Raw genomic sequence first — 21,761 nt, 5'->3', positions numbered from 1 at the left:
TCTTTATGAGCTTTATTTATTTATTTATCTGATTTAAAACTTGAATCTTTAACTTTTTTCAATAATTTAAAGTGATTTTTTTTATCACTTGCAAGTTTTTTATTTTTCGCTAAATTTTTGTTATCTACCAAAATTTATAGCTCAAAAATAAATATTGATGATAAGCTTAAAACTTATTTTTTTATAGAAAGTGTTTTCAACCCATTTGGATTAATTTTTATGAAATATTTATTATTGAATTCCCCTATTAAGGCTTGAGAGGAGCTTTTTTCCTCACCAGCTTTATCCTTTAAACTAAATCAATATTACTCTAAAAGAATTTTTCCTACTTTATTGCCCGTTCAAAAAAAACTATTAGTATTAACTAATCTTTCATTTGCTTATAAGAATTTACCTAAAACAGTTAATGGAATATATAAATATTTATCTAAATTGGAATTCGCAAAGAAAAAATGAGAAAAATATTTAAGTACTGCAAAAAATGAAAGACTGATTAAAGAATTAAATTTAAGTCTTAACTCTGGGAAATTTATTGTTATTGTAGGGAGTAATGGTTCTGGAAAGAGTACTATTGCCAAGATAATAGTTCACTTATTATCTGATTATCAAGGAAAAGTGCTTTGAGCTGGAAAAGAATTAAAAGATATATCTATTAAATCTTTTGCTAGAAATGTTTCTTATATTCCTCAGCAATCAATAATTTATCATGATATTTCATTATTTGAATTCATCTCAATAGGTTTTTCTCCTTGAGAAGGATTTACTAAAAAAATATCTAAAGAGAAGAAAAAAGAGAAAATTCTGGAAATACTTAGAGAAATGAAATTAGAAAAAGAAATGTCTAAATCTTTATATTCTTTGTCTGGAGGTAATAGACAGAAAGCAATTATTGCTCGCTCAATAGCTCAAGGTTCAAAAATTATAGTTTTAGATGAACCACTAAATTTCTTAGATATTAAAAATAAGATAGTCGTTCTCGACTATCTTAAATCTCTACAACAAAAATATGGAATTACTATTATCATGATTCATCATGATATAGATCAAGTTAAACCTTATATGGATGAATTAGTAATAATTGATAATGGTTTTTTAGAAAAACATATCAAATTTAGTTAAAAATTTATAAACTTACTTAATTTTTAATTGAGTAAGTTTAAGTGAATTGCAGGAATTGGAACTACTTTTGGCTCGCAAGGGGCAATAATCCCTTTTTTAAATGAGAAAGATTCTGGAGTTACAGTTGTAACTTTAGCTGGAAGCGGATCATTATTGGATTTATTTGAGCATTTAAGTGATAGTAGTAAGGGAAGTTCTACTATAGCTCAAAATGTAGATTTTGATAAAGTCTTCTTAAATGTATTGCCTACAGGCTCCACTTGAGGCAAAGAATCTTTAAAAAATAAAGAAATTGAAATGGCTTTAACTTCAGCAGAAGATAATGAAAATATTTTTGGTCGCGCAAGTGATGGTATGTTTGAAAATATAAGAAATATTGTATTTTTACGACCAGAAGCATATCTTTATGGAAAACGCAATAGAAAGTGACCTTTAGCGAATGATCCTATTTATTTTTTTGTTTTAGATAATGTTGGCGATTGTTTTAAGAAAAATCTTTCAAGTAGTGGGGGGGGACATTCTTCGAACAGCGATCCTAATAGTTGGTCAGCTAAATATATAACAGAAGTTCTACAAATTCTTACTAATCGCGATGAGATTCAGAAAGAAGAAAAAACAAATAGAGGAGGATCTTTGTTTTCATCTATTTGAAGTCTTTTAGGAGGGGGTGGAACAACAAACAGAGAAAAAATGCATTGTTTTGAAGAGTGAATAGGATTTTCAAGGGAAGGAGGCTTGAAAAGATCTAATTTAAATAAAGTTATTTTAAATTACAAAGAAAGTGAAAAATTTGATCATACAAGAATTAGAGAAATCCCTGAAAATAATTATTTAGCTTTTGAATTTTTAAGGAGAGAAGGTCTTCAAAATACATTATTTGCAATTCCAAACTCTTTTTATTGGACTAATAAAAATTATTTAGATAGTTTGGGATTTAAAAATACTTTATTGAGGAGCAGAAGGCAGAGAATTTTTAGATTTGAAATTTCAAAAGACAATGTAGAGAATAGCGAGACAAATGTAAAAAAAGCTTATATTTTTGAACTACTAATTAATTATTTAAATATTGGTCAAAAATTTAAATGGGAAAGTACTTATAACTATGATGTGAATAAAGTTTTTAACTAGATAAATTTGAGAGTTTATTAATTTGTAAGAACTAAATTAACTTTTTTGATAAGTAAAACAAAGCTAATTATTGGATGGGGATCTACTTTCGGCTCTCAAGGTGCAGTAATACCCTTTTTAATTTCTCAAGATAAAGGGGTTACTACTGTAACTTTAGCTGGAAGTGGATCATTATTTGATTTATTTGAACAATTAAGTAACCATAAACAGGGTATTTCGACCTTAGGTAAAAATATAGATTTTGACAAAATTTTTTTAAATGTATTGCCTACAGGCTCAGCTTGAGGCAAAGAATCTCTAGAAAATAAAGAAATAGAGATGTCTTTAACTTCAGCAGAAGACAAAGAGAATATTTTTGGTCATGCGAGTGATAATATTTTTCAAAATATGAAAAATATTATTTTTTCACATCCAGAAAAATATCTTTATGGACAACGAAGCAGAAAGTGACTTTTAGGAAATGATCCTATATTCTTTTTTGCTTTAGATAATGTTGGCGATTGTTTTAAGAAAAATCTTTCAAGCAATAACGGGGGGGGACATTCGAGTCACAGCAATTCAAATAGTTGAGCAGCAAGATATATTACAGAAATCTTGCAAATTTTTACTAATCGAGAGTCAGCTCAAAAAGAAGCAAGCAATAAAGGAACGTCAGTTATATCATCTGTTTTGAATTGGTTTCGAGGAGGAGCAACAAAAACAGAAAAAATGCATTGTTTTGAAGAATGAATAGGATTTTCAAGAGAAGGAGGTTTGCAGAGATCCAATTTAAATAAAGTTATTTTGAATTACAAAGAAAATGAAAAATTTGATCATACAAGAATTAGAGAAATTCCTGAAAATAATTATTTAGCATTTGAATTTTTGAAGAGAGAAGGACTTCAAAATACATTATTCGCAATTCCACATTCTTTTTATTTAATGAATAAAAAGTATTTAGATAGTTTGGGATTTAAAAATACTTCATTGAGAAGTACAAAGTCAAGAGCTTTTAGATTTGAAATTTCAAAAGAAAATGTAACAAATAATGAAGAAAATGTAAAAAAAGCTTACATTTTTGAATTATTAGTTAATTATCTAGATGTAGGTAAGCAATTTAAGTGGGAAAATACTTATGGTTATGATGTGAATAAAGTTTTTAACTAAATATAAATTCGGGAATTTATTAATTTCTTAGTTTTGAACTATCAAATTTAAATAAATTGTTGTATTAAAGAGATCTAAGATGTTAAAGGTTATAACAGTAAAGGTGGATGCAATGGCTTTTTTATTTAATTTTTTGAACAATTGGTTATAAAAATTTCAAGTTAGATATAATTTTTGTCTATCTCGATGTAAATTGTCTTTGTTTGTCTGGGGATATCAAGAGACAGGAATTATATATAGTTACAGGTTATGAAACGGCAGTTAATGAAAAACCAAAAAAGCAATTACGATAATAAAAATAGAAATTTTTTTAAATTTTGTTCAAATTTCAACAAATTATTTCAATAGCAAAAAAAGAATAGAGAGAAAAACTAAGTTAATATAAATAAAGTAAATCTTGCTACTCAAAACTAAATGAGTTACAGGAATAGTAGTAACTTTTGGTTTACAAGGGATTTTAATTCCTTTATTGAATAAGAATGATAGAGGAATTAAAAATATAACAGTTGCGGGCAGCAGCTCTTTATTTGATTTATTTGAAACTTTAAGCGATAGTGTAGATAATAAGGGATATCCAGAAATTGATTTAAGTAAAGTTGATTTAGTTTTACTTCCTGTAGGTTCTGATTCAGGGAGATCTTCCCTGAAAAAGGGAGAAATAGATCTTTCTTTAGTTTCTACAGAAAATGATGAAACAATTTATGGACATTCGTCTTATTCTTTTTTAGAAAAAGTATTAAATGTATTAATAAACTATAAAGACTTTTTTAAAGAGGAAAAAATAAAAGAATGGAAATTATCAAAGGATATAGTAACTTTTTTAGTTTTTCATAAAGAAGGATCTTGCTTTGATAATTCCGATCATGGCGGTGAGCGCCAATGAGGCAGAACACATAGCAACGATGCAATCGCAATAGTAACTAATGGAGAAAAAAAACAAACTAAAGGTAATTATTGACTTAAAAATTGATTTTTAAGTGATAATCATTTTTTGGGTTGCTTTGACATATGAAATGGTTTTTCTAGAGAAGGCGGACTAAAAAGATCTAGTATTAACAAGTTAGTTGTTAATTACGAAAAAGAAAGAGATTTCAATCATTTAAAAATAAAAGAAATTCCAGAAAATAATTATTTAGCATTGGAATTTCTTAGAAGAGAAGCTAATAAAAATTCATTATTTGTATTTCCTAATTCTTATTTCCGAATAAATCAATATTATTTCAAACATTTTGGCTTTAGAAATACTGGTTTAACTAGTTCTCAGGGAAGAAAATTAAGTTTTGGTATAGAAAAAGGAAAAATACAAAATGATTATGTCAAAAAGGCTTGAATTAATAGTTTATTATCAAATTCACCAAATAAATTTAATAATTTTCATTTAAACCAACATAAAACTTTCTTTTATGATGAAAATTTATTATGCTTAAAGGAATTTAGTCTTAAAGCTCAAGAAGTTCATAAAATTACGGGAAATGGTTCAGATATTGTTAAAAAGGACTCACTCAAAAGAGAATGTATAGAGATAAAAGATTAAAAAATTAAGTTAAGAGACGAAAACTATATAAAGTAGTAAAAGTAAAAGATATCTTTATAGCTATCTTTTTCTAACGTCTAATTTCTATTATTAATGGGATAGTGAGAAATTTATTCCAATTATTTGTTTAGTTTTTTTATTAAAAATTTCTTCATCCAACTTTCCCTTCTAAACTTACTTGACCTCAAATTCGAACTCTTTCTGATTCACTTTCGGGCTTGTTTTTATTTCCTCATTCTGCTTTATCTAAAGCTTTTTCGAATGTCGATTCTTCTCCTTTATAAAATTTTTTAAGCTCTTCCTCTTCACTTTCTGCATTTTCATATATTTCATTAAGAACGCTAATCGCATCTTTTTTATTATTTTGAATTACGCACAAAGTTTTGCTATTTAATGAAGAATAAGTATCAACCACTTTTTTACATGTATTATCTTTTCATTCTCCAATCTTTTCTTTAATTTTTTCAATATTTTTTATAGAAACTCATAACCCATTACTTATTTTCATTCATCGATAATTCCCATTTCAAAACCAGATTAAATTGTCTATTCCCGTTTGTTGCGATTCTTCATCTCCTCCTGTTGGAGTTATATCGTGAATAGCTCAAATCTCATTTCTTTTTTCCTCTAGATTTGATTCTCTTTTCTCTTCGACTTCTCCTAAATCCCATTTATCAATTCCTATAAATCCATTAATTTTGGGCTCTCCTTTCTTAGTAATTTCATAGGCTTTTTTAATTCCATTTTGGAATCCACCCTTCTCCACATTTATTCACTTATTCCCCACAAAACTTCCATAAGATCCTTCTTTTTTTCTGAAATAAATCAATCCAAGATTTGTTTCTAATTCTTCAAAACTACTTAATTTCACAATACTCCTAATCCTCGCTTCATCATTATTAGTATCAAACATTTCTCCGTTATTTCCGCATGTTTTCATTGTTAGGGTTTTATTTCCTTTTATAAATTCTCTTAGTTCTTTTCTACCGCAAAAATAACTTTTTATTTCAAATCCCTGTTTTTTAAGATCACTAATTCGACTGTCAAAATTACCATTATTATCCTTTTGCACTCCTCGATTAATTTTCATTTCATTTGTTAAATCTTTTCCATCTCCTGAATGAACCAAAAGAACCCCACCAAAGTTTTTGAAATTCGAACTAACATCAACCATTTTTTCTAAATTTCTCTTCCAAGTAGTTTTATTTCCGGAAATTCCCGAGGAAGACAAAATTACTGTGCTAAATATACCTCCTCCACCAATTCCACCTAAAACTATACTTGTCTTCAACTTAAACTTCTTTTATTTCACTATTTTTTTGTGTTTAAAATTTTTCTCATTTTTACACTCATATAAATGCTGGTGAAATGATTTTAGATAAAAACTTTCTAGAAAATTTTAATTTCACTTTTATAGGTATTTTTACTCTTAAATCCATAATTTTAAATTAGTTTTTTAGAATTTTGAATTTTTCCGTAAATTTTTATATACTAAATAATCTAAATCTATTATTTAATTTTTTGATAAGTAATCAAAAATCTATATCTAAAAAAGCATTAAATCAAGTAAATTGTTTTTAATCCTTTGGGAGGATTTTTAAAATAATTAAATTTTTTATCCTTAAATTGAAAGGTGAAGATTATATAAAATCTAGGTAACATGAAATTTTGTAAAGTTCATCTTTATTATGGAGCAGGAGCCTTGGCTTTGTTAGGTTCTGGAACTCCTATTATAAATAGATTGGTGAACGATTCTTGAGATATTTCATATTTATTTAATTGAACTAGCAATTCTTCAACACAAAAAGAGCAAAAATTACTTCCCCCGACATCAATTACTCATCATCATAAAGAGCATCATCATAAAGAGCATCATCATAATCATCATGGTAATACGCATAGTCATCACAATCAACGAGAAAATCATGCACATCATATGCCAAATCAACAAAATGTTGTAACAGATAAACAGACTATTACTAAATTTAATGCCGCTTCTTCTGTTTTTTCTCACATGCTTCAACCGGTTAGTTGAATAGTTAAAAAAGTTAATAATTCTATTCCTGATGATTGGAAGCCTTGTGTATGTTATGAAGATAAATAAAATAAGCAAGTCAAGTTATTAATTATTTTTTATTCTTCCCTCTAAAGGGAGGAAGATTAGAATTAAAAAACTTTAATTAATTTTTTTGAGTTTAAAAATTAATTTAAAAAATAATAGATAAAAAATGTTTGGGATATTTGGGGCATGAAGAATAATATTAGTTACTTTTGGAGCTTTAAGTATTACTGCATGAAGTATGAAATCTTTAGTAGATAGAAATAATAGCCAATCATTATCAACTAATATAAATTCAGAAGATGAGAAAGAAAGTGAAAAGAAAGATAAAAATGATTTAGAGGATATTGATCAAAAGGCGTTAGATAAAGAAGGTTTAGAAGTATTTGATGAAGAGTTAGATTCTTAATTATTATTTTTTTTAGTTAAATATGATATTCACATTTTTTTAATCTCCTTTAAGATTAAAAACTTCGCCATCTAACGCCACCACTATCATCTAGAATTCCAACTTCTCCCCACACCCCAACCATAGTTCCTGAATTTTTGGAATTTCCTATTGCTTTTTCTATACATTCCTTTAAATTTTCACATTCACTCCTTTTAAATGGGTAACTTGAATTATTTTCTGATTTCTCTAAATTACTTAAAATTTTCGGAAATCAAGTTTGCCACTTTTGGCTTTTAACTTGATCTGAATTAATTTCACATAATTTATTATCTTTAATACTATTAAAACTTTCACTTTTGGTTTTACATTTTTCTTCTCCCGATTCTAAATAACCAATTTTTTCTTTTAAATTTCTTACAGCAGGAGCTAATCCAAGATCAAAACGAGCAAACATCCATTTTCCTCCTTTCGCTTTTCAAATTAAATTTGTTAGTCCTTTTTGCTCTGTAATTTCATTTCCTTCTCTTGGGCCAAATTCTGAAAGACCCAGCACAACATCTTCTTTATTTTCAACACTTCAATCTTCAAGCTGTTTAGTTCATTCTGTTGAAATATATAAGTCATAAGTTAATTCCCTCCCCTTACCTTTTCCTTCAATTATTCGAATTTTTGAAATTCCATTGTCAAATTGTTTTTCAGTTTGATATATTCCTCAACTCGAAAGCTTAACTTGTTCGTTACTGTTTCTGCCAAAATTAATTAATCCACTCTGCCCTCTTATTTCAGAAAATTTACTTACATCAACTAAATAATAGGGTCGAAATTCATTACTGCTAGAATTTAATATTTTATCGAGAGAGCAACCTTTTCGATTTTCCCCTCCTTCCAAAATCTCTCTTACAATATTTTCTTTCCAATCAGATTCTTTTACTTTTTCGTTTAAAATTTTCCTACCCTTTTCCTTTAAATATTTAATTCTTCCATTCTCTCCCAGTACACTTCTGACAAATTCACAGCCGCTATCAAATATGCCATCCACTCCTTCTTTTCCTTCCTTATTTGTGACTACTTTCAATTCTCCATCAATTCCTTTTTCTCCCTGTGGAATAGCATAAAAAAGCCCTCCTCTATTTTTAAAAAGACTTTCAATCTCAATTTTTCTTCCATCTAATACACTGTCGAAGAAATTCTCCCTAGTTTTTTCATTTTTAGCATTTCCAGCTAAAAACAAAAATGCTGTACTGAGTAATCCGCCACTACCAAGTCCTCCTAATATGATTCCCCCTTTAAACACTTCTATTAATTATTTCTTTAATTTATCAAGTACTCTTTGAACACTATAACCTTTTCCATTTTTTAGAAATATTAATTTTTTTAATTAAAAACTTCGCCACCTAACACCACTATTATCATCTAAGATTCCAACTTCCCCTCAAACTCCTATCATATCTCCTTTATTTTCAGAATTCTTTAGTACTTTTTGTATACATTCTTCTAGATTTTTACACTTGTCTTTCTCAAATGGGTATTCTTCATTTGTTTTCGATTTTTCCAATTTTTCTAAAACTTTCGGAAATCAAGATTGTCACTTTTGATTTTTGAAATTCTCTAAATCAATTACACATAGTTCCCCATCTTCAATATAGTTAAAACCTTGTTCCTTCTTTATGCATTTGCCTTCGCCTAAATAACCAACTTTATCTTTAAAATTCTCCACAGCAGGTCCTATTCCAAGCTTAAAATTAGCAAACATTCATCCATCATTTTTCTTTTTCCAAATTAGATTCGTTAGACCTTTTTGTTCACTATCCTCACTCCCTTCCCTAGGCCAAAATTCAACAAGACTTAATACAATATCTTTATCTTTGTTACTTTCAGTCTTTCAATTTTCAATTTGCTTAGTTCATTCTGTTGAAATATATAAGTCATAAGTTAATTCTCTACCCTTACCTTTTCCTTCAATTATTCGAATTTTTGTAATTACATCACTAAAATTTTTTTCACTCCTATATATGCCTCAACTCTCAGGTTTAACTAACTCTTTTTCATCCTTTCCGAAATTAATTAATCCACTCTGACCCCTTATTGAAGAAAATTTACTCACATCAATTAAATAATGAGGTCTAAATTCACTATCCTTTGGATTAAATATTTTATCTATTAAACAACCTTGGTCACCTGCGCCTTCCTTCAAAACTTCCTTGACGGTCTTTTTTTGTCAATCTTCATTTTTTAACTCTTCATCTACAAGTTTTCGCCCCTTTTCCCCTAAATATTTAATATTTCCATCAGCACCAAGCACACTTCTAACAAATTCACAACCGCTGTCAAATCCTAAACTTATTTCTCCCTTTCCATCTTTATTTTTGACTACTTTCAATTCCCCATTAATTCCATTTTCTTCTTGTGGAACAGCATAAAAAAGTCCTCCTCTGTTCTTAAAAAGACTTTCAATCTCAATTTTTCTTCCATCTAATACACTTCCGAAGAAATTTTCCCTAGTTTTTTCATTTTTAGCATTTCCAGCTAAAAACAAAAATGTTGTACTCAGTAACCCGCCACTACCAATACCTCCTAATATGATTCCCCCCTTAAACACTTCTATTAATTATTTTTTTAATTAAAAACTTCTCCACCTAACACCACTATTATCATCTAAGATTCCAACTTCTCCTCACACTCCCATCATATTTCCTTTATCTTTGGAATTTCCTATTACTCTTTTTATACATTCTTCTAAATTTTCGCATGTACCCTTTTCAAAAGGGTGATCTCGATTATTTTCTGCTAATTCTAATTCTTCTAAAACTTTTGGAAATCAAATCTGTCATTTTTGATCTTTGACTTGTTTTGGATTGATTTCACACAGATCTTTATCTGTAATATTGTTAAAACCATTCTCGCTTTTTTTACACTGCTGCTCATCTAAATAACCGATTTTACTTTTTAAGTCTTTTACAGCAGGCCCTAAACCAAGATTAAAGAGAGCAAATTTTCATTTCCCACCCTTTGTTTTTCAAATTAGATTTGTTAGCCCTTTCTGTTCACTATCCTCACTACCTTCCCTAGGCCAAAATTCAGCAAGACTTAATATAAAATCTTTGTTATCTTCAGTTTTTCAATTTTCAAACTGTTTTGTTCATTCTGTCGAAATATATAAGTCATAAGTTAATTTCCTATCTTCCCCTTCCCCTTCAATTATTCGAATTTTTGTAATCCCATCTTTGAAATTCTTTTTACTATGATATATGCCTCAACTTGCAAGTCTAACATGTTCATTATCATCTCTTCCAAAATTAATCAATCCAATTTGACCTTTTATTGAAGAAAACTTACTCACATCGACTAAATAATAAGGGCGAAATTCACTTTGTCTTGAATTCAATATTTTATCTAGCAAGCAACCTTGGTTATTTGAACCCTCTTTTAAAACCTCTTTGACGATCTTTTGTTGTCAATCTGTCTCTTCTATTTCTTCATCTAAAATCTTTCTGCCCTTTTCTTTCAAATATTTAATCTTTCCATTTTCCCCAAGCACACTTCTAACAAATTCACAACCGCTATCAAATTCACCCACTCTTTCTTTTTTATTCTGAACAACTTTTAATTCTCCATCCACTCCCGACTCTCCTTGCGGAATAGCGTAAAAAAGTTTTCCTCTATTTTTAAAAAGACTTTCAATATCAATTTTTCTACTGTCTAATACACTGTTAAAAAAATTTTCACGAGTCTTTTCATTTTTAGCATTTCCTGCCGAAAACAAAAATACTGTACTGAGTAATCCGCCGCTACCAATCCCTCCTAATATGATTCTCCCTTTAAACACTTTTATTAATTATTTTTTTAATTTATAAAGTACTCTTTAATTTCCATACCCTTTTCTATTTTTTAGAAATATTAATTTTTTTAATTAAAAACTTCGTCATCTAACACCACCATTGTTATCTAAGATTCCAACTTCTCCTCACACGCCTAATATATTTTTTTTATTATCGGAATTTCCTATTACTTTTTTTATACAATCTCTCAAATCTTTACACTCACCCTTTTCAAATTGATAACCATCATTATTATTCGATTTTTCCAACTCTCATAAAACTTCAGGAAACCAGATCTGTCACTTTTGACTTTCGGTTGATAATGAACCAATTTTGCAGAGTTCCTTATCGCTAATACTGCTAAAATCGCTTTCAATATTTTTACATTTTTGTTCTTCTAAATAACCAACTTTATTCTTAAAATTTTTCACGGCGGGCGCTAAACCAAGCTCGAAACGAGCAAATTTTCATTGTTTTTTATTTACTGTTCAAATTAAATTAGTCATCCCTTTTTGCTCAGTTATCTCACTCCCTTCTCTTGGGCCAAATTCCGCCAGACTCAATAAAACTTCCTCGTCATTTTTAACCTCTAAATCACTAAGTTGCTTAGTTCATTCTGGAGAAATATATAAGTCATAGGTTAATTCCCTTCCCATCCCCTTTCCTTCAATTATCCTAATTTTCTTAATCTCATTGATGAAATTTTTTGCACTCTTATATATGCCTCAACTTGTGAGATTAGCCCTCTCATCATTTTCTCTTCCAAAATTAATTAACCCACTTTGACCTTTCAGTTTAGAAAACCCTCCCACATTAACTAAATAATGAAGACGAAATTCATTGTTGCTTGAATTTAGTATTTTATCTAATAAACAACCTTTTGAGCTGGATTCCTGATTTAAAATCACTCTGACAGCATTTTGGCTTCATTCTTCTTTTTTCTCCGTTTCTTCGATAATTGTTCGTCCACGTTCTCCTAAGTATTTAATATTTCCATCTTCTCCGAGAATATTCCTAACAAATTCACATCCACTACTAAATTTGTTATTTTCTTTTTTTACATTTTCTTTACTTTGAATAACCTTTAACTCTCCATCAATGCCCTTTTCTCCCTGTGGAATAGCATAAAAAAGTCCTCCTCTATTTTTAAAAAGATTTTCAATATCGATTTTTCTTCCATCTAATACACTGTTAAAGAAATTTTCACGAGTCTTTTCATTTTTAGCATTTCCAGCCCAAAACAAAAACAATGTACTGAGTAGCCCTCCGCTACCAAGTCCTCCTAATATGATTCCCCCTTTAAACACTTTTATTAATTATTTCTGTAATTTACCGAGTACTCTTTTATCGCCATAACCTTTTCCATTTCTTTTTGCATCCTTCAAATTTATTTCATTATTTTCATAATGAGATGATTTGGGGAGAATTACAATAGTTCCCGCAGTTACTGGAATTATAAATCCTGCTAGAAATTGCCCCATTAAGCTTAATTTCATTTTTTATTAATTATTTTTTCCATTTTTATTAGGTGCTATTTTTTGCTCTTTTTTAACAAATGAAATTGCTCATCTAGCAAATTCTCGATAACCAAATCCTTTTTTGCTTCTCACAACTTCAATTACAAATCACACATATAGAATAATGCATAAAGTAATCATGAAAATAACTTGTCAATCAGCTCAACTTTCAGGTGAATATCCAAAAATTCTAAAAAATCAATACATTAAAGTTTTTATTTATTTTTCTCATTTTTTAGAAACATTAATTTTCTAAAACTTGAATACTAAATTTAAAAAGCCAAATTTTAAAAAAAATTCTTTAATTCTTTTATTTTTTAAAGATGTTTGATATTTGTTCTGCTCTCTTTTTAGTTTTTTTATTTTTGTTGAATAAATTTATTTCACTTGTAGATTTAAGGGGAGTTGATTTATCAATAGATTTTCACTTCTTCCAGATAGGCATTTGAGAAATAAATAAGTTTAGACTTAATGGAATTTTTTTAATATTTTGTAAAAAATAAGAATATCCTGTAATAAAATAACTTCCTTTAATTAAATAATTACCAAATTCTCTATAAGACATTTTTTTATAGTCTTTTCATATTAACATTAGAGCCAATCAAATACACAAACTTGATGCGCTTAACAAAAAAATCATGATCCAACTATCTAAACGAAAAAAATTCAAAACAAATAATTGATCTCATCAATTACTCATTTTTTCCTTATTCTACTTAAATTTTTTTGAAAACACTAGTAAATTCTAGTGAAGATGAAAAATTTAATTTTAAGTTATTTGATAAGTATTTGAAAAAGTTAAAGGAGCTCTATTTTACTCAAACACCACCTATTCCTCTGTAATTTTCTTCTAAGTCCATCCCAGCTCCAATAATTCATTCGCCTTTATTTACTTCAATAATTTCCCCAACTCAATTAACTATTTTTTCATTCTTTTTCTCTTTTGAATTTGAAGAATTTACTTTTCAATTTATTGCTCTCTGCCGTTCTCCTTCTTTTTTTCCTTTAAAATTTTTAGGAAATAAAGATTTTTTATAGTATTCTTCTTGAAAACTTTCTTTTTCTTTATTTTCTTTAAGTATTTTTTTGAAAAGAGTTGCAGTTTTTATTTCTTGAACTTCAGGCAATTTAGATAAAGTTTCGTACAGATAGTTGAGAGTTGTTTTACTTTCAACCACCCCCTCAAGAATTAAGATTCTAGGACTTTTTTCAATAAGTTTTCTAATTTTTTTGAAATCATGTTTTTTATTTAATTCTGTATTTATAAATTCACTAAAGTTTTGAAGTTTTTCCATTTCGAAACTTTTAGTGTAATTTCTCATTGAATGATATAGGGAAGAAAAAACAAAGGGAAAATTTAAAAGAGATAAAATTTTCCCAGCAAGCACAGAAGCTCCCTCTATTAGAGAAATAATTAATATAGGAGAAGGAGCTTCCTCTATATTTTTCATATAGTATGAATTAAGTCTTTGAGCTAAATAGTAAATAATATTGTCTATTTCATATTTACTATATAATTGCCTAGAAAAAGTAGAAGTTTGATTTCTTTGTCCAAATATTTGGGCATAAATTTTAGGTAAGTGATTCAAATGTCTCTCTAAGTTAAAACATTTTTCTAATTCTTCTTTAGAAAGAAGCTTTTTAATAGGAGAAGATTTAATTGCCTCTAAAAGGGAAGGAAATTTATTTGCCATCACTTCTTGAGATAAAGAGGTAAGGAGAGAATGAACTTCTTCTCTAGATTTAATTGAAGAAGATTTCAATAAAGACAAAAGAATACTTTGTGAGCAAATTAGACCTTTATTTAATTGAAGGTTTTTAGTAATTCCTTCTTCATTTATTTTGATTCTTTTCAGTAATTTATTCATTTTAGTTACAATGTTGAAAGCCAAAGTAGGAGCGTCCATTAAACTCATTCTTTCATTAGAAGAATGACTAATATCCCTTTCTTCTCATAAATAATTATTTTCTTTAGAGAGGGTTCATAGACTCTCTAATCATTTAGTTAAACCAGTAATGTTTTCTAATTCAACTGGATTAAGTTTATGAGGCATAGAAGAAGAGCCTACATTTTTTTCTTCTTTTAGAATATATATTTCAGATATCTCCTCCCTCATGAGAGTCCTAAGATTAAGGGCTAGTCCATTAATAATAGAAGCTATTTGATATAGAGCAAAAATATAAGAAGAATATCTATTTCTAGGCAGAGCTTGAGTGGAGCCTGAAATAGTAAATAATCCAAATCTATTAGCTAATTCTTCTTGTATTTCAGGGCCAATATGAGCAAAAGTTCCAACTGATCCTTTAATACTTATTACTTCTATATTTCTTCTAGATAAATAAAAAGCTTCTATGGAATTTTCTAACTCTTGATAAATAATTGCAAATTTGTATCCAAAAGAGGTAGGTTCAGCATGCCTCCCGTGTGTCCTTCCTATTTGTAGAATATCTCTATATTCATTAGCTAATTTATATAGAGTCTCCTGGAGAGACTCTATTTCTTTAATTAATAATTTATTAGCCTCCCTTAAAGCTAATGAATTAGCACTATCAATAATGTCTGAGCTGGTAATTCCATAATGAATAAATTTAGAAGCTCATTGATTGTTGAGTTTTCTTTCTAGTAGTCGTAAGAAAGCTACAAAATCATGTTGAGTTTTTATCTCTTCAGCAATAACTTCATAACTTTGTATTTCTGGCCATTCTTTTTCTATTTTTAAAAGTTCTTTTTCTGAAATAGATAATTCATTAGCCAAAGAATAAAGAATTTCTTTTTCTAAAATTGACCATCTTTTATATTTGGAATTTTCCGAAAAAATATTTTCCAATTCAGATATTTCATACCTTTTAATCATTATTATTCCCTATAAATCTCAAATTTTATTATTATTTTGGGAAGTAATTTTTTAAAAAAACTATCCTAAAAGAGGATAGAAAATATCCTAAGAAATTTAGTTATTTATTGTGAAAAAACTCTTAGTTTTTTATCTAAAAAGATGCATTAAATTCACTGAAATTATTTTTTAAAAATGTTTGTTTATCTTTGTAATATTCATCTAATTGACTTTTATAAGAACTTTTTTGACCTTGAGTACCTCTAATTAGATCAAATTTAGGAGATTTTTCATTCTCAGACATTTCTAAACTGTAAGACCTTATGGGTTGAACCCCTCCTTGTTCTCGTTCCTTACCAGTTCCATATGAATAAAGTCCTAATAAATTTCCATTTTCATCTACCACCATAGAGCCAGAACCTCCCGCTCCAATATCCATTTGATTTATTCAATAAATGAAACCAGTTAAATTTTGTTTATCTGCACTACCTGTTCCTCATTGCAATTCAAAGGAAGAATGATCACCTAATCCTCTAAAAGCATTCTTTCCATGATTTAATCTTTTTGGAGCATAATTATGTGTTTCTTGACTTAATGTAGAAGCTGGTAGTCCTTTATATTTATCTAGATTATGATTGAAAGTCATTTGAGTTTCTTCATCTATTGGAAATCCACCAACATAATAAGGAGTGGTGTAAGTTTCTTCTTTAAAGAAATTTTCCTCATTTTTGGTAATTCCTTCATGGAAGAAATTTATAGGTTTTTCTTTTTTAACTCCATATTTTTCATGGAAATTATCAGTGGCTTCTCTAGCATCATGTTGATCATGAAACTCTACTTCCAAGACTATAAAGTCATGAAAGTAATTGCCTTTAACATTGTTCAATGCGTCTTCTAAATGATTTCTAGCTGCATAGAATAATTTTGTTGATTTAACACCAACTCTATTTATTGTTTTTCTATTATTAGTGCTTAATACTTCTTTTCATACTCCTAATTGAAAGAAAGAGCCAGTATTTCATCTTCCTGTACAACTTCTTGGATGAGCTTGTTTATAAGTGCTGCTTGAAAAATCAAATCTTTCAAATACATGAGCATTAGTTGCAATAAACCATTTGGTTGGATATTTTCCATTTTCTGGTCATTCATAATCTAATATTCAACCAGTTCCTGAACCACATTTGTGATTTAATCCTACTGTATAGTCTCTTATTTTTTGTTCTATTTCTATACTTTTTTGATTGTTTCATTCTCTGTCTTTAAATCCATGCGGCATATGGAATTCTTTTTTCTTTTCATCAGCTTCATATATTTTCTTTAGTTCTTCACTATAACTTGTTTTTGTATAAAGATGAAGTTCTTTTTTATGTGATGTACTTCCATAAAGTTTTTCTTTTTTAAATCTATAGCCATCTTGTTGACGCGATTTTCAATGATATTGTTCAAAACTACTTAGATGTTGTTGACGGGGGGGGCTATCTTCTCTTATAAGTTTTTGTTTAAAAGGTGATATTGAAGGGATAAGAGTTAAAGCACAAACTCCCCCAGAACAAGATAAAGTGGCGGCTGCTCCACCGATCATTATTTTTGTTAGATTTATTTGCATATTTCTCGTTTTACTAGCCTCTGAATTAATTCAATAGTTTTATTTAAAACTTTTACTTAATTTAATAAATAGAAAATTTTTTTAATCTCACGCGGGTATAAATTTTTCCTATATATATATTTTTATGTTAAACGCATGAGAAAAATTTATTACTCCTACTCCGGAAAAATAAATTAATTTTTAAATATTTTTAGCAGTCAAAAAAAAATATGCTAAAATATTTTCTGTATGGCAGTTAAAAAGGAAATAATTCTAGGAATTGACCTAGGAACCACTAATTCTTGTGTTGCAATTGTAGAAGGTGGAAATCCTAAGGTATTAGAAACTCCAGAAGGCAAAAGAACAGTTCCTTCTGTAGTTTCTTTTAAAGGAGATCAAATAATTGTTGGAGATAGTGCAAAAAGACAAATGGTTACAAATAAAAATACTATCTTCTCTATTAAAAGATTTATTGGTACTGACAAGAAAGTAGTTGCGCAAGGAAAAGAATATAGTCCAGAAGAAATTTCTGCATATATTCTTTCTTATATTAAAGAATATGCAGAAAAAAGAGTTGGCGAAAAAGTACAAAAAGCTGTTATTACAGTTCCGGCTTATTTTAATGATTCGCAGAGACAATCAACTAAAAATGCTGGAAAAATTGCTGGACTTGAAGTTGTAAGAATTGTAAATGAACCTACTGCCGCTGCATTAGCTTATGGATTAGATAAGAAAGACAAAGAACAAAAAATATTAGTTTATGACCTAGGGGGCGGTACTTTTGATGTTTCTGTTCTAGAAGTCTCTGATGGGACCTTTCAGGTTTTGTCTACCTCAGGAGATAACAATTTAGGAGGTGATGATTGGGACCAAAGAATTATTAGGTGAATGTTGGAAAGCATTCAAAAAGAACATGGAGTAGATCTTTCAAAAGATAATTTAGTAATGCAAAGGTTGAAAGAAGCTGCTGAAAAAGCAAAAATTGAATTGTCTTCAGTACAACAAACTCAAATTATGTTACCCTTTTTGACAATGGTTAAGGGTGAACCTTTGAATATTGATCTTTCGTTAACTAGAGAACAATTTCAATTGTTCACAAAAGATTTGTTGGAAAGAACTGTCGATCCAGTTAAAGATGCAATTAAAGAGTCCAAGTTATCTCTTTCAGAAATAAATGAAGTTTTATTAGTTGGGGGTTCAACAAGAATGCCAGCTGTACAAGAATTAGTAGAAAAATTAACTAATAAAAAACCTAATCTATCAATTAATCCGGATGAAGTAGTTGCTTTAGGAGCTTCTGTTCAAGCTGGTATTCTTGCTGGCGATATTAAAGATATTCTACTTTTGGATGTAACTCCTTTGACTTTAAGTATTGAAACTTTAGGGGGGGTGGCTACTCCTCTTATTCCTAGAAATAGTACTATTCCAATTGATAAAAAACAATTATTCTCGACAGCTGTTGATAATCAACCTAGTGTTGATATTCATGTGGTTCAAGGTGAAAGACCTATGGCAAGTCAAAATAAATCATTGGGAACTTTCACTCTTCATGGAATTAAACAAGCTCCTAAGGGAATGCCAAAAATAGAAGTATCTTTTTCTATTGATGCAAATGGCATTCTTACAGTTAAAGCAGAGGACAAAGATACAGGAAAACAAAGTAATATAACTATTAATCAAGCTTCTGGACTTTCAGAAGATGAAATTAACAAAATAATTAAAGAAGCTGAAGAAAATCTTGAAAAAGATAAAAAAGTTAGGGAAGAAATAGAAATTAAGAATGAAGCTGAATCTTGAGTTTCAATGCTTGAAAAACAAATTTCAGATGATAGTGCAAAGCTTCCGGAAGAATCTAAAAAAGAGGCTCAAAAGGTTGTAGATGAATTTAAAAAATTAATTGAAGAAAAGAAATATGATGAGTTGAAGAGTAAGATGGAAGAATTAAAAAATTTAAGTCAAAAAATGATGCAAGAAGCTTATAAACAACATCAAGATTCAGGAAAAACTGAAGAACAATTTGAGGCGGAAAGTCCAGAAGCCAATGCAAAAGAAGTTGAAGTGGAAGACATTTCTTCAGAAGAAAATAATAAATAATTGTATTATTCATAAGGTAAATTTGTAAATACCCCTACGGGGGGGGCGTTCTCTCCTAGGTTTTTTTAAATTTAAATTGGTAGGCCTATAGTCATTAATTAATTTTTTTTTTGGAGTTGCAAAAAGAAAATAAATCTAATTTAAAAGAAGATGAAATAGCTTCTATAATATTGAAGATATTAACTGTAGATACTAGACCAGTACCTTTTAATGTTTTAAAATCTAAGTTTTTTAGATTTATAAGAGCAAATCATCCTACAGAATTCGTTTCTGAGGAAATTTTTTTTAATATACTAACTTCTTTAAAGAAAAAATATTTAATAGGTGAAAATCAGTATGGTAAATGATTTATAGATTATTTAGATTACAAAAAAAGTGATAGATTTGGAGAAGGATTTTTGGATATTGAAGAGAAAAGTGGAAATGGCTTCATTACTATAAAAAAAGAAGGTGAAAAGTATAAAAAATCTTCTCATTTTGTACATAAAAAAAATTTAAATGGAGCCAAAAAAGGAGATTTTGTGAAATTTGTAGAGTTGGAAATAATTCCCAGAAAAAGAAATGCATCTAAATTTTCATTAATAGATGCTTCAATTGTCGAAATTTTGAAATCTTCAGAGGTGGTAATTTAAAAGTGGCTCAATCAGCAAGTATGAAAACTGAACTTTTATTTAAAAATCCTAACTCAAATCCTACAGAGCTTGATATAGCTAAAGCAAAAATTGCTAATCAATTATCTTTATACTGCGAAAAACCCAGACAAGGTAAAAGAATATTTGCTCTTTATCAATTGTTCTCCTATTATTTTTTTAGATCTGAAACTAAATCTTTTATAGCTTTCAAAATAATTGAAATTTCTAATAAATTAATAGAAAGATATAGGGAGAACATCTCCCTAATCAATGACTTTATGAAAAGTTCAGAAGCTTTAGATCCAGTTGAATTAAAGAAATATATTAGCTATATTAACAATAAGGATTTAGTTAATTTCAGAGAAGGAGAGGAACAAATTAATTTTTTTAAGCAACTGTTATATTATTATGACCAAAGAAAAAATGGAAAAATCAATATTTCGGCTTCTGTAAGTAAGTTAAATATTGCGGCGCTTAAAAAAATAGAAGAAGAAGCTTTTGAATGTTGACTTAGATTGTTAGATGTTAATTATGAATTGAGAAATACCATTATAGGGGCAGAAAATAGAAAAGCTATATATTACTTATCAGAAAAATATGTAGATTTACATACTATTATTGATGGACTTAAAAAAGAAACATTTAAAGATTTAGAAAAATATAGAGAATCCATTGTTAAGGAATATCACGATATTATGAGTAATTTTTCTTTACCTTCTGGTAAATTATTAGATTTCAGATTATTTATTCAAAAGAAGTTGGAATCTAGGATGTATGAAGCTCAATTTTTGAAATTACCAGCCGGAAATACTATTACTAATGATTTAGTTTTATTATCTAATAATTGCAAAGAATTTAAGAGGCAATATCTTTTAAGTCTAAAAGAAATTACCTCTATTATTAATCACTATAAAGAAATAAGTATTAGATATCAAACTTTTTTTACTGGAGAAATTGACAAGATGATTGCTTATATTAAAGAAAGTTATGTTAATTTAATGAATATTCTCTTTAAAAAATTACATGAAGCTAAAACCTTTTTAGAATTAAAACCAATTAAATTTGAATCATATGATTTAGAAGTAATTCTTCAATTAGAGAAAGAAAAAATAGATCAAGAGATAAAAAAATTGAAGGAAAAATATTCTTCTATTTTGATTCCTTTAATTAGTTCTTTAGATTCAGAGATCGAGAGAATAGAAAATAAATATTGTTTCAATTTGAATTTTGTGAAAAATCAATATAGCGCTTTAAAGAATCTTCAAAATAAAGCTATTAAGGCTTTTATCGATAGATTTAATGAAGAAAAAGAGAAAATTGAAGAAAAAATGAAACAAAAAAAGAAAATATTGGAGAATTTTGAGAAAACTATAGTAAGCGATACTGAAAAGTTGGTACATCAATTAAAGGATGAATGTAATACTCTTTGCGATGATTTATTGAGAGAAAATCAATATTTTTGAGCTAAATTTAATGCTGAATTTAATTCAGAATCAAGAAAATATTTGGTGAGATTGTATTATGAATATGCTCCTTATATTAGTAGCTGAAAAGATGGCGAAGAAGGTTGAATGAATGAATATTTAATTTTGAAATTAAATGCTGAATATTTAAGAAAAATAGGCTCTACTGTTAAACATTTTTCTCCTGAAGGAAAATTACATGAAAAATGTGCCCACCTTTTAGATAGTTATTCAAATTTCTTTAGAAATATATGCTTACAAAGAGATGAAGTTGAATTAGACTCTCTTTTAAAACTTAATACGATACCAAAAATTGATTATTCAAAAGTAGAAGAAAAATTGAACAAAAGTTTAGAAGATTTGAAGAATGTGCATTTAGAATGTTCTGAATTGATTAGTAAAATTTTAAATAGTTAAATGAAATAGCCATTCGAAGCTTTT

19 protein-coding genes are annotated in these 21,761 nt (G+C 28.2%); 9 read left to right on the top strand and 10 right to left on the bottom strand.

The genetic code is table 4. The features are described 5' to 3' along the window. Positions 1 to 117: 117 nt before the first annotated feature. The 4 genes from PRV_RS02045 (at position 118) to PRV_RS02030 (ending at position 4,927) form a co-directional block, all read left to right on the top strand. Entirely contained in the window at positions 118 to 1,119 is a 1,002-nt protein-coding gene (locus tag PRV_RS02045) for an ABC transporter ATP-binding protein (protein ID WP_022770131.1), read from the top strand. 27 nt (positions 1,120 to 1,146) lie between these two features. After that, positions 1,147 to 2,247, top strand: a complete 1,101-nt coding sequence (locus PRV_RS02040) for a hypothetical protein (RefSeq protein WP_022770127.1) — start codon at positions 1,147 to 1,149, stop codon at positions 2,245 to 2,247. Between the two features lie 45 nt (positions 2,248 to 2,292). Then, entirely contained in the window at positions 2,293 to 3,393 is a 1,101-nt protein-coding gene (locus PRV_RS02035; protein ID WP_022770123.1) for a hypothetical protein, read from the top strand. 397 nt (positions 3,394 to 3,790) lie between these two features. After that, positions 3,791 to 4,927: a hypothetical protein gene (locus PRV_RS02030; protein WP_022770120.1), complete on the top strand. Its 1,137-nt coding sequence runs from the start codon at positions 3,791 to 3,793 to the stop codon at positions 4,925 to 4,927. 139 nt (positions 4,928 to 5,066) lie between these two features. Here the strand turns inward: PRV_RS02030 and PRV_RS02025 are convergent, their stop codons facing one another. Further along, on the bottom strand, positions 5,067 to 6,218 hold the full coding sequence (locus PRV_RS02025) for a hypothetical protein (protein ID WP_022770116.1): 1,152 nt from the start codon (positions 6,216 to 6,218) through the stop codon (positions 5,067 to 5,069). 369 nt (positions 6,219 to 6,587) lie between these two features. On the opposite strand from PRV_RS02025, the gene PRV_RS02020 reads away from it, so the two are divergent. Both PRV_RS02020 and PRV_RS02015 read left to right on the top strand, forming a co-directional pair. Continuing rightward, entirely contained in the window at positions 6,588 to 7,031 is a 444-nt protein-coding gene (locus tag PRV_RS02020) for a hypothetical protein (protein ID WP_022770112.1), read from the top strand. A gap of 124 nt (positions 7,032 to 7,155) precedes the next feature. Continuing rightward, a complete protein-coding gene (locus PRV_RS02015) occupies positions 7,156 to 7,395 on the top strand; it encodes a hypothetical protein (protein WP_022770108.1) in 240 nt (79 codons plus the stop codon). A 55-nt stretch (positions 7,396 to 7,450) separates the two neighbouring features. On the opposite strand, the gene PRV_RS02010 is transcribed toward PRV_RS02015, so the two are convergent. From PRV_RS02010 to PRV_RS01970, 9 genes are all read right to left on the bottom strand, one after another. After that, positions 7,451 to 8,671 (bottom strand): hypothetical protein, encoded by a 1,221-nt coding sequence (locus PRV_RS02010; RefSeq protein ID WP_022770104.1) that lies wholly within the window; start codon positions 8,669 to 8,671, stop codon positions 7,451 to 7,453. 84 nt (positions 8,672 to 8,755) lie between these two features. Beyond that, positions 8,756 to 9,976 carry a hypothetical protein gene (locus PRV_RS02005; RefSeq protein ID WP_022770100.1) on the bottom strand — a complete coding sequence of 407 codons (1,221 nt, stop codon included), beginning with the start codon at positions 9,974 to 9,976 and terminating at the stop codon, positions 8,756 to 8,758. A gap of 21 nt (positions 9,977 to 9,997) precedes the next feature. Next, positions 9,998 to 11,203: a hypothetical protein gene (locus PRV_RS02000; RefSeq protein ID WP_022770097.1), complete on the bottom strand. Its 1,206-nt coding sequence runs from the start codon at positions 11,201 to 11,203 to the stop codon at positions 9,998 to 10,000. Positions 11,204 to 11,287: 84 nt separating this feature from the next. Then, positions 11,288 to 12,502 carry a hypothetical protein gene (locus PRV_RS01995; RefSeq protein ID WP_022770093.1) on the bottom strand — a complete coding sequence of 405 codons (1,215 nt, stop codon included), beginning with the start codon at positions 12,500 to 12,502 and terminating at the stop codon, positions 11,288 to 11,290. 9 nt (positions 12,503 to 12,511) lie between these two features. Then, entirely contained in the window at positions 12,512 to 12,691 is a 180-nt protein-coding gene (locus PRV_RS01990; RefSeq protein ID WP_022770089.1) for a hypothetical protein, read from the bottom strand. 6 nt (positions 12,692 to 12,697) lie between these two features. Continuing rightward, positions 12,698 to 12,919: a hypothetical protein gene (locus PRV_RS01985; RefSeq protein WP_022770085.1), complete on the bottom strand. Its 222-nt coding sequence runs from the start codon at positions 12,917 to 12,919 to the stop codon at positions 12,698 to 12,700. A gap of 103 nt (positions 12,920 to 13,022) precedes the next feature. Further along, complete coding sequence (locus PRV_RS01980; protein ID WP_144062310.1) at positions 13,023 to 13,304, bottom strand: hypothetical protein; 282 nt, start codon at positions 13,302 to 13,304, stop codon at positions 13,023 to 13,025. 217 nt (positions 13,305 to 13,521) lie between these two features. Further along, complete coding sequence (purB, locus tag PRV_RS01975; protein WP_022770078.1) at positions 13,522 to 15,567, bottom strand: adenylosuccinate lyase; 2,046 nt, start codon at positions 15,565 to 15,567, stop codon at positions 13,522 to 13,524. Between the two features lie 133 nt (positions 15,568 to 15,700). Next, positions 15,701 to 17,152 (bottom strand): MIP family Ig-specific serine endopeptidase, encoded by a 1,452-nt coding sequence (locus PRV_RS01970; protein WP_022770075.1) that lies wholly within the window; start codon positions 17,150 to 17,152, stop codon positions 15,701 to 15,703. 228 nt (positions 17,153 to 17,380) lie between these two features. Between PRV_RS01970 and dnaK the strand changes: the two genes are divergently transcribed. From dnaK to PRV_RS01955, 3 genes are all read left to right on the top strand, one after another. Beyond that, positions 17,381 to 19,225 (top strand): molecular chaperone DnaK, encoded by a 1,845-nt coding sequence (gene dnaK / locus PRV_RS01965; protein ID WP_022770072.1) that lies wholly within the window; start codon positions 17,381 to 17,383, stop codon positions 19,223 to 19,225. Positions 19,226 to 19,335: 110 nt separating this feature from the next. Then, on the top strand, positions 19,336 to 19,857 hold the full coding sequence (locus tag PRV_RS01960) for a hypothetical protein (protein ID WP_052312107.1): 522 nt from the start codon (positions 19,336 to 19,338) through the stop codon (positions 19,855 to 19,857). A gap of 2 nt (positions 19,858 to 19,859) precedes the next feature. Beyond that, positions 19,860 to 21,737 (top strand): hypothetical protein, encoded by a 1,878-nt coding sequence (locus PRV_RS01955; RefSeq protein WP_022770066.1) that lies wholly within the window; start codon positions 19,860 to 19,862, stop codon positions 21,735 to 21,737. The last annotated feature ends 24 nt before the right edge of the window (positions 21,738 to 21,761 follow it).

Source organism: Mycoplasma parvum str. Indiana (genome assembly GCF_000477415.1).
GTDB lineage: Bacteria > Bacillota_I > Bacilli_A > Mycoplasmatales > Mycoplasmoidaceae > Eperythrozoon_A > Eperythrozoon_A parvum.
This window is presented reverse-complemented; position numbering and strand designations above follow the sequence as displayed.